Source organism: Allobosea sp. 01N443 (assembly GCF_056399325.1).
Genome location: NZ_JBFTRC010000003.1, coordinates 14,102 through 30,344 on the forward strand (window position 1 = coordinate 14,102; position 16,243 = coordinate 30,344).

Consider the following 16,243-nt stretch of genomic DNA (forward strand, 5'->3'; position numbering starts at 1 on the left):
TGAGCACGCGCCTCCTCAAGCGGGGCGTTTGAACTGTTTCCCAAGAGCGAACAAGCCGAATGCCGCCAGCTGGCCAGCGACGAGCAGGAAAGGCCATTCAAAGCTTCCTGTGCGGCTGGCGACAATGGCAAACACCAACGGCCCGCATATCGAGCCGACGAAGCCGAACAGGCTTGCGCCCGACGTTACGTCGCCAATCAGAGTGGGCGGCGCGACCCGCGCAAGTTCGGCCATGTGGACACCGTTCCACCCCATCGAGGTGGCTCCGACCAGTGCCATGCAGCCATAGACCATCCAGGGACTGGCGGTTGTCGAAGAGACAAGCAGCATGATCGCGGAGCCTGCGCCCAAGGCCAGAAGCGAGAGAAGCAGGAGCCCGCCGCCCATGYGATCCGCCAGCCATCCGAAGAAGATGCGCGCGACCGTGCTCGCTGCAAGCAAGACGGCGATGTAGTGGCCGGCCTGCGCCAGGGTCTTTCCGTGCTGCGTGACCATGTAGGTTGCCGTGAAGGCCGTGATGCTGGCCTGCGTTATGGAAAACGACACACCCAGCGCGGTGAGCATCGGCAAGGACGGGTGCGAGTTCAGAACCCGGGCCGATCGGCTGAGCGAAGACGGCGAGAGGAACAGCCGGGCCCAGGCCCGGTTCCGTGGGCCCTTCTCGGCATCAAGACTTCTTTGAAAGGGCTGAACCAGCACGATGCAGAGAAGGATGATCGCGACAATCGTCCAGACCGCACCGACGAAGCCGAGCCCCAGGACCAGAGGCGCGACAACGAGACCGGCTATCGTGCCGCCCAGAGGCACGCCCGCCTGCTTGATCGAAAACACAAGTGTGCGGTGCCTGGGCGGCGCCGTGCGCATCAGCAACTGGCTGCCAGCTGGCGTATTGGGCGCCAGGCCCAGGCCCACAAGGAGCGCACCGACAAGGCCGACGAGGCCGAAGGACTGCGACAGGAGCAGGAGACCCACCGCGACGAAGATCAGGCCGAGCTGCAAGGCTCGGATCGGGCCGTGATGATCGAGCATCGGGCCGCCGCACGCCAGGAACCAGCATATGCCGACCGAAACGACCGCCGAAACATAGCCGATGCTTTCTGGCGTCATGCCCCAGCGTTGCGTCAGAATCGGACCCAGGAGAGGAATCGCCGCGGCGGCAAATGAGCTGATGACTTGCACAAGGAGAGTCGCGCTCAAGGCGCTCGCCCATACCGGCAGCTTCAAGGCAGATCTCCCGTCGCGTCGCCACTCGTCATTCCCCCTCCAGCTCCAGCACGAGCATGCAGGGATTGCGGGGTTGAACTGGTCTTCCGGCAATGTCGGCGACCGGTCGAGGCCGTTTCCCGGCTATGGGGGCTGCAGCAGAAGCATGCGGTTCGCCGGGCCGCGGCCTTTCGTGGTTGTTCTCCAAATCCGGAGAACCGGACCAACAGTCGGCTTCTTCCTTCTGCCGTAAGGCCGACATGGGTGATCCGGCGAAAATGGAGCCATTGCTTTGGAGGCTGTTGTCAGCGGTCACCGCTCCCGGCGATGCTGGAGCCGTGCCGGTCTTTCGATTCTGCCGATCTGAACTCGCCTCTGCCGGCGTAGGTCGACGAGTCTGATGCCGGTTCACTGCGCATGGTTGATGCGACCCTGAGGTCGTGCTGACGTCGATTGGACCGGGTTGGAGGATCTTGCGGGTGAGGGTCGACGTTCTGGGCCTGCAGGCCTTCGTCAGTATCGCCGAGCGGGGCAGTTTTCATGCCGCGGCCTCGCATCTTAATCTCTCCCAGACCGCGCTGAGCCATCGGATCCGGAAGCTCGAGGAATCCCTCGGAACGACGCTGCTCTTGCGCACCACGCGCCAGGTCTCGTTGACCCCGGCGGGGTCGGCGCTCCTGCCGCGCGCCCGCAAGATCTTTGAAGAGCTTGGTGCGGCCATCGATGAGGCGCGGGTCGATGCCGCGGATGCCGAGGAAGAGGTTGCGGTCGGCTGTCTGCCAACCGTCGCGGTCCACTGCATGCCGTCGGTGATCGCAGAGTTCGCCAGACGATATCCGGCGGTGCGCGTCCGGGTGCACGACAACTCGGCTTCGGAGATCGCCGACAAGGTGCAGTCGGGCCAGGCTGAATTCGGCGTGACCATCGTCGCCGCCAATCGCTGGGACCTCGAGCTCAAACCGGTGGTCAAGGAGCCGTTCGTGCTCGTCAGTCACCGCAGCATGCCGCTCGCGCGATCGGACTCGCTGACCTGGGCGCAGTTGCAGGGGCTGCCGCTCGTGCGGATCAGTGCCGAGACCGGAAACCGCGTCCTGATCGACGATGCGCTGGGTGCGCGGCGCGAGGCCCTGACCTGGCGCTACGAGGTCCAGCGCGTCATTACCGCAGTGAGTCTTGTCCGTTCCGCGATCGGGTACGCGATCGTGCCGCAGCTCGCGCTCGACTCTGTCGATGCCGGCGAATTGGTTGCGATCCCGCTGCGTTCACCGAGCATCAGCCGCACTCTCGGCATCGTCACCCGCAAGAATATGCTGCTGCGGCCGGCGGCGCGCGACCTCCTGGCGCTGGTCAGCGAGGCGCTGAGAAACAGTGTCTCGGATAAAGATGCATGAAAGTAATCAATCGCTGCATTCTTCTCATTTGATGGCAGAATAGCTTGGGGTCAGGGTCCTCGCGGGACAAGGAAACGCACAAGCAAGGGACGACCCATGCCTGGCTCCAAAGCAGCGACGATCGCGTTCATCGGATTTGGCGAGGCGGCCGGGTACGGCGCGCGGCAAGGGCGTGGCGCGTGATGAACATCGACCGCCGATCACTCCTTGCCGGGCTGGGTCTGGCCGGCCTCGGGCACGCGGCGCGTGCGCAGGTCCAGCCGGCGTGGCCGACGCAGATCATTCGGCTCGTGGTGCCGTTCACCCCTGGCGGCAGCACCGACCTCCTCGCGCGTCTGATTGCCAACCGATTGGAACGCACGATCCCCGGCAAGGGCTTCGTCATCGAGAACCGCCCCGGCGCCGGCGGCATGATCGCGGCGAGCCAGGTCGCGAAGTCCGATCCGGATGGCCATACGTTGATGATGGGGCATATCGGCACGCTTGCCTTCAACCCGGCGCTCTATCCCAACGTACCCTATGATCCGGTCAAGGACTTCCAGCCGGTGGCCCTGGTCGCCATGGTGCCGAACATCCTCGTCATCAATCCCAGCCTGCCGGCGAACTCGTTTCAGGAGTTCGTGGCCTATGCCAAGGCCAATCCGGGCAAGCTGAACTACAGCTCCGGCGGACAAGGCAGCGCGGCGCATATTGCCGGTGCCTATCTCGCGCATCGGGCCGGTTTCGAGGCGATTCATGTGCCCTATCGCGGCACCGCACCGTCGGTGACGGATCTCGTCGCCGGTTCCGTGCAATTCACGCTGACTGGCGGTCCGGCGGTTCTGCCGCTCGCCGCAGCGGGCCAGTTGCGAGCGCTCGGCGTCGCCAGCTCCGAGCGCACCTCTTTTGCCCCTCAGCTCCCGACCATCGCCGAAAGCGGGCTGCCGGGTTTCGAAGCCGTGCAGTGGTATGGCATCGTTGCCCCCGCGCACACGCCGGCCGCAATTGTCGAGCGCCTCAACCGCGAGATCAACGCGCTGCTCGACCAGCCCGAATTTGTCGCGGCGCTCGATCGCGACGGCGCGATCGCACGCCGCGAGACGCCGGAAGGCTTCGGGCGGCTGATCGCCTCGGAGGGGACGCTGTGGCGCGATATCATCACACGTGCCAGCATCACGGGCGGGGGCTGAGCGATGTCGCAGATTGCCGTGCCATGCATGCTGATCCSGGGCGGTACGTCGAAGGGCGCCTATTTCCTCGCCGAGGATCTGCCGGTTGGTACGGGCGCGCGTGACGCGTTCCTGCTCGCGGTGATGGGCTCGCCCGACAAGCGTCAGGTCGACGGGCTTGGTGGGGCTCACCCGTTGACGAGCAAGGTCGCGATCGTTTCGCGCTCGAGCGAGCCAGGCTGCGACGTGGATTTCCTGTTTGCGCAGGTCGGCATCGAGACCGCGTCGGTCGACACCACGCCGAATTGCGGCAACATCCTTGCCGGTATCGGCCCCTTCGCGCTGGCGCGGGGCCTCGTTCGAACAGAGGGCGCCAGCACGACGGTGCGGGTCCGGACGCTGAACACCGGCACCATCGCCGATCTCGCGATGCGGACCGACGCCGGTCAGGCAGGCGTCGAGGGCGATGCCCGCATCGATGGGGTGCCCGGAACCTCCGCACCCATCGACATCAGCTTCCTCGGCACGGAAGGCTCCGTCTGTGGCGCGCTGTTGCCGACGGGAAATCCGGTCGACATCATCGACGGTGTCGAATGTACCCTGATCGATAACGGCATGCCGGTCATCGTTCTCCGGGCGGTCGATGTTGGACGCACGGGCCACGAAACCCGCGAAGCGCTGCAAGAGGATACGGAGCTGAAGCAGCGCATCGAGCGCATACGCCTCGCGGCCGGACCTCTGATGAATCTCGGCGATGTGGCAAAGATGGTGGTCCCGAAGATCGCCCTTGTCGCGCGGCCCGTTGCAGGATCGATCGCGACGCGCAGCTTCATCCCGCATGAGTGCCACGCTTCGATCGGTGTCTTTGCCGCGGTGACGGTGGCGACAGCCGCAGCCCTGCCGGGGTCGCCGGCAGCTTCGGTCGCCGCGATGCCTACCGGTCGCGAACGCGCGATTTCCGTCGAACATCCGACCGGGGAATTCACGGTGAAGCTCATCGTGGGTGGCACGCCGGAGCGCCCCGTCATCGAGCGCGCCGGCCTGCTGCGCACCGCGCGCATTCTGATGGATGGCCAGGCCTACGTGCCACCGCATGCGCTCGCGCGCAGCGGCGACGAAGCACGTCGTGCCCCCGAATAGGACCGAGAAGAGAGGATTACAGCTCAATGGCGAGCCTGCAGAAGACGGGTCTGGTGATTACCGCCCACCCCGGCGATTTTGTCTGGCGTGCGGGCGGTGCCATCGCCTTGCACGCCAGGCAGGGCATGCGGGTAAAGATCCTGTGCCTGGCCTATGGCGAGCGCGGCGAAAGCCAGTTCGCCTGGAAGCAGGCGGGTGTGCGGGTGGAGGACGTCAAGGCGCAGCGTCGCGACGAAGCCGAGCGCGCCGCCGCGGTCCTCGGGGCCGAGATCGAATTCATGGATGCCGGCGACTATCCGCTGCGCACGACAGGGCCGATGCTCGACCGGGCGATCGACCTCTTCCATGAGCTCACTCCCAGCTTCGTGCTGACCCATGCGCTTGAAGACCCCTACAATGTCGACCATCCCGAAGCAGCACGCTTCGCGCAGGAAGCGCGGATCATCGCGCAGGCCGCCGGCCATAAGCCGGACCCCGCACGCCCCTATGCCGCGCCGCCGGTCTTCCTGTTCGAGCCGCACCAGCCCGAGCAGTGCAACTTCAAGCCGAACCTGATCCTCAACATCGACGAGGTCTGGGAGACGAAGCGCAAGGCATTCGAAATCCTGGCCGCGCAGAAGCATCTCTGGGAGTATTACACCCGAGTGGCGCTGAACCGCGGCATGCAGGGTGGGCGCAACTCCGGCAAGGCGATGACTTACGGTGAAGCCTACCAGCGCCTGTTCCCCGAAGCCCTGGAGTCCCTGGCATGACCGGCGTCGTCGTCCGCACGAAGAAACGGGCTGCAAGCGCCGATATGGCGGCATTCCAGGAACTTGGCGTCTCGACCACCCATGAGGCCATGGGCCGGACGGGCCTGATGAAGCCCTATATGCGCCCGATCTATGCCGGCGCCTCGATCGCCGGTGGGGCCGTCACCGTCCTCGCCCAGCCCGGCGACAACTGGATGATCCATGTCGCGATCGAGCAGGTCATGCCAGGCGACGTACTTGTGGTCGCCTGCACGGCAGATAACACTGACGGCATGTTCGGCGACCTTCTCGCGACCTCCCTCAGGGCGCGCGGCGGCATCGGCCTCGTCATCGATGCCGGAGTGCGTGATGTGCGCATCCTGACGGAGATGGGGTTCCCGGTGTGGTCGCGCGCGATCTCGGCCAAGGGGACCGTCAAGGCGACGCTCGGATCGGTGAACGTGCCGGTGGTCTGTGCCGGTGCGATGATCAATCCTGGCGACGTGATCGTCGCCGACGATGATGGCGTGGTGGTGGTTGCACGGCTCGAAGCGGAGAGGGTTGCCGCCGCGGCGCGGGCGCGGGAAGCGAATGAAGATGAGAAGCGCCGCCGGCTCTCCGCCGGCGAGCTCGGGCTCGACATGTATGGAATGCGCGATGGGCTCGCGAAAGCCGGGCTCGTCTATCGCGACGACAACTAAAAGGCGGCTCGGAAACAAGAGCCAGACCCAGGGAGGGGTATCACGATGACATTCCGCAGGACGGTTCTGAAGGCCTTCATGGCAGGTGCGCTCGCGGCGACACTGGGCTCCACGGCGCAGGCCCAGGAGGTGGTCAAGGTCGGGCTGATCCTGCCGATGACTGGCCCCTTCGCATCGACGGGACGCCAGATCGAAGCGGCCGTGAAGCTCTTCCTGGCTCAGAACGGCGCGATGCATGGCGGAAAGCGCCTGGAGGTCATTCTCAAGGACGATACCGGCAACGCCGATGCGACGCGCCGGATCGCACAGGAACTCGTGGTCAACGACAAGGTGGCGGTTCTGGCTGGCTTCGGCCTGACGCCGCTCGCCATGGCGACGGCCCCGATCGCGACCCAGGCCAAGATCCCGCAGATCGTGATGGCGGCTGCGACGGCGTCGATCACCGAGGCCTCGCCCTTCATCGTGCGCACCTCGTTCACCCTGCCGCAGGCGTCCGAGCCGATGGCGGACTGGGCCTGGTCGAACGGCATCAAGCGCGTCTTCACCGTCGTGACCGATTACGGCCCCGGGATCGACGCCGAGACCTCCTTCGCCAACAAGTTCAAGGCCGCCGGCGGCACGGTCGAAAGCGTGCGCGTGCCGTTGCGCAACCCGGATTTCGCGCCGTTCCTGCAACGCGTCTCCGAGGCAAAGCCCGATGCCCTGTTCGTGTTCGTTCCGTCGGGCATCGGCGCGCAGTTCATGAAGCAGTTCGTCGAGCGCGGCCTCGACAAGGCCGGCGTCAAGCTGATCGGCCCAGGCGACGTGGTCGATGACGATATCCTCAACGGTATGGGGGACGTCGCGATCGGCGCCATCACCACGCATCATTATTCGGCCAAGCACGACAGCGCAGCCAACCAGGCCTTCGTGAAGGCGTTCGAGGCCGCCAATCCAGGCGTGCGTCCGAACTTCATGGCCGTCGGCGGATATGACGGCATGCGGTTGATCGCCGAGGCGCTCAAGGCGACAAATGGCGACGCTGGCGGCGAAAAGCTCATCGCGGCGATGAAGGGCGCGTCCTGGGAGAGCCCGCGCGGACCGATCACGATCGATCCGGCGACGCGCGACATCATCCAGAACATCTATGTCCGCCGCACCGAGAAGGTCGGTTCCGACCTGTTCAACGTCGAGTTTGCCACGATCCCGCAGGTCAAGGATCCCGTGAAGGCGCGCAAATAGGCGGTCTGACGCGGCCGGACCGACGCCATGCTCACCATCCTGTTCGATGGCATCGCCTATGGGATGGTGCTGTTCGTCCTCGCTTGCGGGCTTTCCGTGACGATGGGATTGATGAATTTCGTCAATCTCGCCCATGGCGCCTTCGCCATGCTCGGCGGCTATGTGACCGTGCTGCTGATGCAGCGGCTGGGCCTGCCGTTCCTGGCTTCACTTCCGGCCGCCTTCCTTGCCGCTGCGCTGGCGGGGATCGTGCTCGAGCGGCTCGTCTATCGACCGATGTATGCCAAGAGCCATCTCGATCAGGTGATGTTCTCGATCGGTCTCGTCTTCATGGCGGTTGCGGGCACCGACTGGCTGCTCGGCTCGAGCCAGCAGATCATCCAGCTGCCGCCCTGGCTTCAGGGGCGTTTCTACGTGCTCGGTATCGGCATCGGCTATTACCGCCTGTTCGTGATCGGGATCTGCGGGCTGCTTGCGGTCGCCCTGCAATGGGGCTTTGCAAAAACACGTTTCGGCAGCCGGCTGCGGGCCGCCGTGGACGATGCCCGCGTCGCGCGTGGCCTGGGCATTCCTGTGAACCGGTTGTTCGCCCTGACCTTTGCGCTCGGTTCCGGACTGGCGGGGCTCGGCGGCGCGCTCGGGATCGAGCTCATGGGGCTCGATCCGACCTTCCCGCTGAAATTCATGATCTACTTCCTGATCGTCGTCACGGTCGGCGGCACCTCGACGATCACCGGCCCCTTCCTCGCGGCCATGCTGCTCGGCGTTGCCGATGTGATGGGCAAATATCTGGTCCCGCAGGCCGGAGCCTTCATCATCTACGCGCTGATGGTCAKCCTGCTGCTGCTTCGCCCCGAGGGCCTGTTCGCGAGGGCTCGCACATGAGCGGGACGGTTCTCGAACAGCGCGTCAGGCACTCGCTGCACCGCGCCCGGCGCTGGCACCCAGGCGAACTGGCATTCTGGCTCTTCGCCGCAGCGTCCTTCGTGCTGTTTCCAACGCGCTTTCTGATCCTCAACGAGATCGCGATCCTTGCCCTGTTCGCCCTCTCGCTCGATCTGATCCTCGGCTATGCCGGGATCGTATCGCTGGGGCACGCCGCCTTCCTGGGGATGGGGGCTTATTCGGCCGGGCTGTTGGCCAAGTATGTCACGGCCGATCCACTGGCCGGCCTGGCATTCGGCATGGCGACATCCGCGCTGCTCGGGCTGCTCACCAGTCCGCTCGTCCTGCGCGGCACGGATCTGACCCGCCTCATGATCACGCTCGGCGTGGCATTGATCCTCTACGAGGTTGCAAACTCGCTGGCATGGCTCACCGGTGGCGCCGACGGCCTGCAGGGCATCACGATGGCGCCGGTCTTCGGGACGTTCGATTTCGATATCTTCGGCCGCACGGCCTACCTCTATTCGCTGTCGGTGCTGTTCATCCTGTTCCTGATCGCGCGGCGCATCGTGAATTCGCCGTTCGGCTTGTCCCTTCGCGGCATCCGCGACAATCAACTGCGCGCCGCCGCATCCGGCGTGCCTGTCCCTTGGCGCCTTGCGGCCATCTATGCCTTGTCGGCGGCCTATGCCGGGGCTGCGGGCGCATTGCTCGCCCAAACCACGCAATTCGTCTCCCTGGACGTGTTCGACTTCCACCGTTCAGCCGACCTGATGCTGGTGCTGATCATCGGCGGGACCGGCTATCTCTATGGCGGCCTGATCGGTGCGATCGCGTTCAAGTTCCTGCAGGACGCCATCGCGACCTTCACCCCGCAATACTGGATGTTCTGGATCGGGCTTTTCCTCGTCCTCTTCGTCCTTGGTGGTCGTGAACTGATCCATGGCGCGATCAAGGCGCTGGTCGCGCGGTTTCCGAAACGTGGGGCCTCGTCGTGAGCGCCGTCCTGCAGACCTTCGATCTCGTCAAGACCTTCGGCGGCATCACTGCGACCGACGACGTGACGTTCTCGCTGGAAAAGGGCGCGCGCCACGCGCTGATCGGCCCGAACGGCGCGGGCAAGACGACCTTCGTCAATCTGCTCACAGGGGTTCTGCGGCCGACATCGGGGCGTGTGAGCCTGATGGGGCAGGACATTACCGGCCTGTCGCGAGAGGCGCGGGTCAAGCGCGGTGTCGCCCGAACCTTCCAGATCAATCAGCTCTTCGGCACAATGACGCCGCTCGAGATGATCTCTCTCGTCACCGCAGAGCGGCTCGGCCGGGGCATGCGGCTTTTCCAAAGGCTCGACGCCGATGACGAGGCCATCGCCGAGACGGCCGATATCCTCGCCCGCTTCAAGCTCGAGGACATCATGGATCAGCGCATCGCGACATTGCCCTATGGCAAGCAGCGCCAGATCGAGATCGCCGCGGCCTTTGCGGCCAGGCCGAGCGTGCTCCTGCTCGACGAGCCCGCCGCCGGCGTTCCCGAAGCCGAGAGGCGCGAATTGCTGGAGACGGTCGCAGCATTGCCGGACGATGTCTCGGTGCTGCTGATCGAACACGACATGGACATCATCTTCCGGTTCGCGACCCGGATCACCGTTCTCGTCAATGGCCGCGTGCTGACGGAAGGCGAACCTGCGGTGGTCGCGCGCGACCCCGCCGTCAAGCAGGCCTATCTCGGCGAGGCCGCCCATGTCTGAGCTCCTGCGGATCGAAGGCCTGAACGCCGGCTACGGCGACGCTCTCGTCCTGTTCGATGTCGCGCTCTCGCTCGACGAGGGGCGCTCGCTCGCCTTGCTGGGCCGCAACGGCGTCGGCAAGACGACGCTGGTCAACACGATCATCGGCGTGACGCGTCGGCGAGCCGGGCGGATCACGCTTGCCGATGTCGACATCTCCACGGCTACGCCCGAGCAGCGTGCCCATGCCGGCATCGGCTGGGTGCCGCAGGAGCGCAACATCTTCAAGTCGCTGACCGTTGTCGAGAACCTGACTGCGGTTGCGCGCCCCGGCCCATGGACGACGGAACGCGTCTTCCGGATGTTTCCGCGCCTCGCCGAACGCAAGAGCAATCTTGGCAACCAGCTCTCCGGCGGCGAACAGCAGATGCTGGCCATTGGCCGCGCCCTGATGCTCAATCCCAGGCTGCTGCTTCTGGACGAACCGACCGAGGGGCTGGCGCCGATCATCGTCGAGGAACTGCTCGCGGCGTTGAAGACGCTGTTCCGGGACGAAGGGCTGGCAGCCATCGTCATCGAACAGCATGCCAGGACAATTCTGGAGCTGACCGACACCGCGATCGTGCTGGAGCGCGGTCGTGTCGTGCTCGCCGACGACAGTGCCGCGCTGCTGCGCGAACCGGCGCGGCTGGAGCGCCATCTCGGCCTCAGCGCCGCTGCCTAGAAGACCATGATCAGGGARGGAAACCGCATGCCCCTCCGACACAAGCCGCCGTTCCGAGCCGATATGGTTGGAAGCCTGTTGCGCAGCGCACGCGTCAAGGACGCGCGCGCCAAGCTCGTGACCGGCGAAATCTCCGCCGCCGATCTGACGGCGATCGAGGATGCCGAGATCAGGGCGCTGGTGAAGAAGCAGGAGGAGGTGGGGCTCCAGGCGGTCACGGACGGCGAGTTCCGCCGCGCCTTCTGGCATTTCGATTTCCTGGAGAATCTCTCCGGCGTGCAGGGATACGACTCGGATTCAGGCATCCAGTTCAAGGGCGTCGCGACCAAGGCCCGCGGCCTTCGCGTGACCGGCAAACTCGATTTCCCCGACGACCACCCGCATCTCGCCCATTTCAGGTTTCTTGCCTCCGTCACCGATCGCGTGCCGAAAATGACGATCCCGAGCCCGAGCATGCTGCACTATCGCGGCGGCCGGAAAGCCGTCGATATCTCCGCCTATTTCAGGATGGAGGATTACTACACCGATCTCGGCAAGGCCTACGCCAAGGCGGTGAAGGCCTTTTACGACGCCGGCTGCCGCTACCTGCAGCTCGACGATACCAGCCTCTCCTATTTCTGCGATCCCGAGCAGCGCCAGATGCTGGTCGATCGTGGCGATGACCCCGACAAGCTGATCCATATCTATCGCGACGTCATCAACACGGCGACGGCGGCCAAGCCGGCGGACATGACGATCACCACTCATACCTGCCGCGGCAACTTCAAATCGACCTTCATCGCCTCCGGCGGCTATGAGCCCGTCGCCGACATGGTCTTCAACCAGATCAATGTCGACGGCTATTTCATGGAATGGGACGATGACCGCTMCGGCGGCTTCGAGCCGCTGCGCTTCCTGCCGAAGGGCAAGCAGGTCGTGCTGGGCCTCGTCACCTCGAAGTTCGGCAGCGTCGAGAGCAAGGACAACCTGAAGCGGCGGATCGAGCAGGCCTCGGCCTTCGCGCCCCTGGATCAGCTCTGCCTCTCGCCCCAATGCGGCTTCGCCTCCACCGAAGAGGGCAATGTGCTGGCGGAGGACGAGCAATGGGCCAAGCTGGCGCGCATCGTCGAGGTGGCGCAGGAGGTGTGGGGATGAGCCAGGAACCCTGTTTCGATATCGCTCATCTCGCCCATGTCGAGCTGTTCACGAACAAGCCGGAGGCCAGCCTCGACTTCTTCGTCAATATCCTCGGGCTGACCGAGAGCGGACGGGAGGGCGACAGCGTCTATCTGCGCGCCTGGGACGACTATGAGTTCCACACGCTGAAACTCACGGCCTCGACCACGACGGGGGTCGGCCATATCGGCTATCGGGCGACAAGCGAGACTGGCCTGATGCGCCGGGTCAACGCGATCGAGGCCATGGGGGCCGGCATCGGCTGGAACGACGGCGATCTCGGCCATGGCAAGGCCTACCGGTTCCGCGATCCCGACAATCATGTGTTCGAGATCTATTTCGACACCCAAAAATACGCGGCGCCGCCGCACGAACGGCCGGCGCTGAAGAACCAGGCGCAACGCAATCACGGTCGCGGCTGTGCTGTACGCCGTCTCGACCATCTCAATCTGCTGGCGCAGGACGTCGCGGTGATCCGCGATTTCATGCCGAAGGCCCTGGGCAGCCGCATCACGGAACAGATCGTGCTCGATTCCGGCGAGGTTGGCGGCTGCTGGTTCACCGTCAACAACAAGAGCTACGACATCGCCTATACGCGCGACCACACCGCGGCTCTCGGGCGCTTCCACCACCTCACCTATGCGGCCGACCAGCGCGAACACATTCTCGAAGCCGCCGACATCTTTCTCGAGAACGGCATTCACATCGAGACCGGGCCCCATAAGCACGCGGTTCAGCAGACCTTTTTTCTCTATGTCTACGAGCCCGCCGGCAATCGCATCGAGATCGCCAATGCCGGCGCACGCCTCATTCTCGATCCGGACTGGCAGACGGTGACGTGGACCGAAACCGAGCGGAAGAAGGGGCAGGCGTGGGGGCTGAAGACGATCGAGAGCTTCCACACGCACGGTACCCCGCCGGCCGCCGGATGAGTGGAGAAGGCGGCCGCGAGAGTTCGATCACCCGCTGGCGGCCCGAGCCCCGTCGCGCCCCGAAACGGAGGGCGGTCAGGCCCGGCGTAGTGCCGCAAATTCAGTCGGCTTGCCGGTCTTCGCTGATGCCGCGACGCCAATAGCTGACGATCAGATGATGATCGCGCTCGGGCCGCAGACGCTTGCGGGCGGCCATGCGAAGGGCCTTGAAGCCGGCATGTTCGAGCGCGGCCCAGAGATAGACGGTCGCCTCGTCCGAAGGCCACAGGACAGCGTCAAAGACGTCCTGGAGCAGTGTCGTGGTGCCGGCCTCGGCGCCCTGGCGATGCAGCCAGCGAATCTCCACACCGGCGGGGCAGACCAGGGCCTGCTCTTCACCGGCATCGGTGACTTCGATGAAAGCGAGGCCCCGTGCCGTTAGTGGCAGGTGGGCGAGCATGCGACCGATCGCAGGCAGCGCGGTCTCGTCGCCCATGAACAGATACCAGTCGGCCTCGCGCAAGCCACGTCCGCCGGGGCCTGCCATGCCGATGCGATCGCCCGGCCGGGCCCGCGCCGCGAAGGCTGCGCCGGGACCGGCATCCTCGTGCAGCACGAAATCGAGCGCGACCGTTCCCGCGACCGTATCGATCTCTCGGATCGTGTATTTGCGCACCGCCGGCGCCTTGTTTGCTTCCGGCAGACGCAAGATCCCATCCTCTCCGAATGTCGGCCATTCCGGCTCGGCCAGATCAGGCGGCGGCAGGAACAACCTGACATGCAGTGCCTCCAGGCTGTCGAACCTGGCAAGGTCGTCGCCCTGGAAGCTGATCCGGCGCATATGCGGCGAGATATCCCGAACGCCAGTCACAGTCAGGATGCGAAAACTCGATGGGATCGCCACGCCGCTGCCCGCTCCCGTCCAGGCGATCAGGGGAACGGCCTCGCCGCGCGGCGCAAACTCGATGATATGGCTCGCGATCGCCTGTTTGGCGCCCTGCAGGCTCGCCAAATCGGGGGCCTCGGCGCGCACGACGAGATGCCCGTCGCTGGACTGCAGCCGGCCGCGATAGCTGCCCAGCGCAATGATCGTCGCGCCCTCCTCCTGTGTGATCTCAGCCCCATGCTCGACGAGATGTTCGCAGAGCGGAGCGATGACGGCGTCCGGATCGGCCAGAGCGATCCGCGCGTGGGCAACGAGAGCGGTCATGGCAGGGCAACCTCGCGGGCAGCGGCGGGGGAGGCGGGATTTGCAGCGAAATTCATGGCTTTGCCGGCGGGCTTGCCAAGTCTTGCGGCTTTCCGCTTTGCGGCTCGAGCCAGAACGTTCCCTGTAGCGGGATCGCCGAGAAGCGCCGGGAGATCTCGTCCAGAGTCGCCTGCGGGTCGATATCGGCGAACAGCTGCGGATGGAACCACTTCGCCATCGCCTCGATCGCCGCGATATGGGTGGGGGTGTCGTTGAACAGATGCCAGAGACCATAGGCCTGGCCGTTCCTCACCGCCGTCAATGCCTTGAGGCCGGGACGAGCGAGCTGGGCTGCAAGGCTGCGCGACGCGACCTCGGCGGGAACGCCCAGACCCAGCACCAGCCCGCCGCTCTTTGCGAGATGGGTGCCGCCTGTCGCGATATAGATCGCCGGGTCAACAGCGAGAACCTGCTCGAGGCTGATCTGGCCTGTCGCTCCCGGCAGCAACGCTGCCGCGATATTTCTTCCGCCCGCGGCCGTGATGTAGTCGTCGAAGGTACCCTTTCCCGGCGAGAAGCAGCATTCGGCGCTTCCGGCATGCGCATGCATGAAGACGGACGGTCGCTCAACCGGACCAAGCCGCTGGGCGATGCGCTGTCTCCGGTCTTGGTAGAAGGTGACGAACTCTTCGGCCGCAGCCTCCCTGCCGATCGCCTTGCCGAGGATGCGCAGGCTGGGCATCGTGTCGCGGAACGGCTGCAGGAAGAAATCCACCACGATCACCGGGATGCCCGCCGCCTCGAATTTCGCGACGAGATCGCCAGGGCCGCGGCGCGTGCCGGCGATCGACAGGCTCAGAACGACCAGGTCCGGGGCAAGTTCGACCGCCTTCTCGAAGGAAAACCCGTCTGCGGTGCCGTCTCCGACAGTCGGCAGCGTCTCGATCGCGGGGAACCGCGCGCGGTACAGCGCATAGGCCTCGCCCATCTGGCGCTGGAAGTCATTGCCCCAGCCGACAAGCAGGCTGATCGGGTCGGGATGAATGAGCCCCAGCGCATTGAGCTGGCGACCCTGCCCCAGCACGATGCGCTTGGCCGGGCCCGGCAAGGTCACCGTGCGACCGAGCACATCCGTCACCGTCACGGGAGCGGCCGGGRCCGGGCCGGCCGCCGTCAACGCAAACAGCGTCAGCACGAGGCCCAGAACCCACGCAAATGGCCGCAGCTCGCGCGACGAGATCCGTACCTGGCTCATGCCGTCGTCTCCCGGCCGGCGGTGCCGGCGATCGCGAACGAAACCGCCCTGGCCAGCATCGCGGGGATGACCGAGATGTGGTTCTCGCCGTCGAAGATCACATGCTCCACCGCGACGCGGTGYGACGAGGYCAGGCGCAGCGCCATTTCGGCAGCATTGTCAAGCATGCGCGCCATATGCAGGCGTTGAGCGCGTTCCGGAGAGGTGCGCGCGTCGCGTGCCTGCTCGCTGCCTCCAGCTGTGATCAGCAGCCGCGGCAGGGGCCCATCGCGGCGGCGCGCGACAAAACTGGCCTCGCTGACCTCGATCGCGCGATCGTTCCACCATATCGAAGGGCTGCCGGCGACATAGGACCTGAACTGCTCAGGCCGCGTGAACAGCGCATGCAGTGCGAACAAGCCACCGAAGGAATGCCCCACCAGAGCCTGGCGGCTGGGGTCGATGGCGGCGAGCGCTGCGACCGCCGGCTTTACGCTCTCCTCGATGAAGTCGAGGAACCGGTCCGCACCTCCCTCGTCCGGCAGGAGATCGCCTTGTCGGCGCGCACCATCGAACGGAGCGTCGATGGGGTAACCGATGCCCACGATGATCGCCGGGTCGACCCCTGTCACATCCTGCCGCCGACCCTGGAGCTGTGCCGTCTCGACGGCCGTGGCAAAGAGAGCATTGCCGTCGACCAGATAGATCACCGGAAACCCGGCCGCCGGTGCCGGACCCGGCGGGATCGCGATCAGCAGCCGATAGATCTCGCCATGGCCTGCCACGATGTCCAGCTGACGCGCCTGCGCCAGAGTCGCGGGCTCCGCTGACGGGAGCTCGGGGCCGGCTGTGTTGCGAAATCTCGTGGCGTCCATGCCGTCGCG

Annotated in this window: 16 protein-coding genes; 12 read left to right on the plus strand and 4 right to left on the minus strand. The window is 65.4% G+C overall.

Going from position 1 to position 16,243, the window contains the following annotated elements:
* Positions 1–15: 15 nt before the first annotated feature.
* Positions 16–1,179: an MFS transporter gene (locus tag AC1DRP_RS01805; RefSeq protein WP_476767690.1), complete on the minus strand. Its 1,164-nt coding sequence runs from the start codon at positions 1,177–1,179 to the stop codon at positions 16–18.
* Between the two features lie 503 nt (positions 1,180–1,682).
* On the opposite strand from AC1DRP_RS01805, the gene AC1DRP_RS01810 reads away from it, so the two are divergent.
* The 12 genes from AC1DRP_RS01810 (at position 1,683) to AC1DRP_RS01865 (ending at position 12,957) form a co-directional block, all read left to right on the plus strand.
* Positions 1,683–2,594 (plus strand): LysR family transcriptional regulator, encoded by a 912-nt coding sequence (locus tag AC1DRP_RS01810; RefSeq protein ID WP_441504236.1) that lies wholly within the window; start codon positions 1,683–1,685, stop codon positions 2,592–2,594.
* A 182-nt stretch (positions 2,595–2,776) separates the two neighbouring features.
* On the plus strand, positions 2,777–3,763 hold the full coding sequence (locus tag AC1DRP_RS01815) for a Bug family tripartite tricarboxylate transporter substrate binding protein (protein ID WP_441492080.1): 987 nt from the start codon (positions 2,777–2,779) through the stop codon (positions 3,761–3,763).
* Between the two features lie 3 nt (positions 3,764–3,766).
* Positions 3,767–4,882: a 4-oxalomesaconate tautomerase gene (locus tag AC1DRP_RS01820; RefSeq protein WP_476767648.1), complete on the plus strand. Its 1,116-nt coding sequence runs from the start codon at positions 3,767–3,769 to the stop codon at positions 4,880–4,882.
* Between the two features lie 26 nt (positions 4,883–4,908).
* Entirely contained in the window at positions 4,909–5,634 is a 726-nt protein-coding gene (locus AC1DRP_RS01825; RefSeq protein WP_441504238.1) for a PIG-L deacetylase family protein, read from the plus strand.
* Positions 5,631–6,314, plus strand: a complete 684-nt coding sequence (locus AC1DRP_RS01830; RefSeq protein ID WP_441504239.1) for a 4-carboxy-4-hydroxy-2-oxoadipate aldolase/oxaloacetate decarboxylase — start codon at positions 5,631–5,633, stop codon at positions 6,312–6,314. The genes AC1DRP_RS01825 and AC1DRP_RS01830 overlap by 4 nt, the downstream gene beginning before the upstream one ends.
* 45 nt (positions 6,315–6,359) lie before the next feature.
* Positions 6,360–7,535, plus strand: a complete 1,176-nt coding sequence (locus tag AC1DRP_RS01835) for an ABC transporter substrate-binding protein (protein WP_441504240.1) — start codon at positions 6,360–6,362, stop codon at positions 7,533–7,535.
* A gap of 27 nt (positions 7,536–7,562) precedes the next feature.
* Positions 7,563–8,420 carry a branched-chain amino acid ABC transporter permease gene (locus AC1DRP_RS01840; RefSeq protein WP_476767649.1) on the plus strand — a complete coding sequence of 286 codons (858 nt, stop codon included), beginning with the start codon at positions 7,563–7,565 and terminating at the stop codon, positions 8,418–8,420.
* Entirely contained in the window at positions 8,417–9,418 is a 1,002-nt protein-coding gene (locus AC1DRP_RS01845; RefSeq protein ID WP_476767650.1) for a branched-chain amino acid ABC transporter permease, read from the plus strand. The genes AC1DRP_RS01840 and AC1DRP_RS01845 overlap by 4 nt, the downstream gene beginning before the upstream one ends.
* Complete coding sequence (locus AC1DRP_RS01850) at positions 9,415–10,167, plus strand: ABC transporter ATP-binding protein (protein ID WP_441504243.1); 753 nt, start codon at positions 9,415–9,417, stop codon at positions 10,165–10,167. The genes AC1DRP_RS01845 and AC1DRP_RS01850 overlap by 4 nt, the downstream gene beginning before the upstream one ends.
* Positions 10,160–10,870: an ABC transporter ATP-binding protein gene (locus tag AC1DRP_RS01855; RefSeq protein WP_441504244.1), complete on the plus strand. Its 711-nt coding sequence runs from the start codon at positions 10,160–10,162 to the stop codon at positions 10,868–10,870. Before AC1DRP_RS01850 ends, AC1DRP_RS01855 begins: the two co-directional genes overlap by 8 nt.
* 27 nt (positions 10,871–10,897) lie before the next feature.
* Positions 10,898–12,004: a 5-methyltetrahydropteroyltriglutamate--homocysteine S-methyltransferase gene (locus AC1DRP_RS01860; protein ID WP_476767651.1), complete on the plus strand. Its 1,107-nt coding sequence runs from the start codon at positions 10,898–10,900 to the stop codon at positions 12,002–12,004.
* Positions 12,001–12,957, plus strand: coding sequence for a VOC family protein (locus AC1DRP_RS01865; RefSeq protein ID WP_441504246.1), 957 nt, complete (start codon positions 12,001–12,003; stop codon positions 12,955–12,957). The genes AC1DRP_RS01860 and AC1DRP_RS01865 overlap by 4 nt, the downstream gene beginning before the upstream one ends.
* A gap of 100 nt (positions 12,958–13,057) precedes the next feature.
* Here the strand turns inward: AC1DRP_RS01865 and AC1DRP_RS01870 are convergent, their stop codons facing one another.
* Genes AC1DRP_RS01870 through AC1DRP_RS01880 form a run of 3 tightly spaced genes read right to left on the minus strand, consistent with a single transcriptional unit; the run spans position 13,058 to position 16,234 of the window.
* Positions 13,058–14,146, minus strand: a complete 1,089-nt coding sequence (locus AC1DRP_RS01870; RefSeq protein ID WP_441504247.1) for a DUF2218 domain-containing protein — start codon at positions 14,144–14,146, stop codon at positions 13,058–13,060.
* A 52-nt stretch (positions 14,147–14,198) separates the two neighbouring features.
* Positions 14,199–15,380, minus strand: coding sequence for an ABC transporter substrate-binding protein (locus tag AC1DRP_RS01875; RefSeq protein ID WP_476767652.1), 1,182 nt, complete (start codon positions 15,378–15,380; stop codon positions 14,199–14,201).
* Entirely contained in the window at positions 15,377–16,234 is an 858-nt protein-coding gene (locus tag AC1DRP_RS01880) for an alpha/beta hydrolase (protein WP_476767653.1), read from the minus strand. Before AC1DRP_RS01880 ends, AC1DRP_RS01875 begins: the two co-directional genes overlap by 4 nt.
* Between the last annotated feature and the right edge of the window lie 9 nt (positions 16,235–16,243).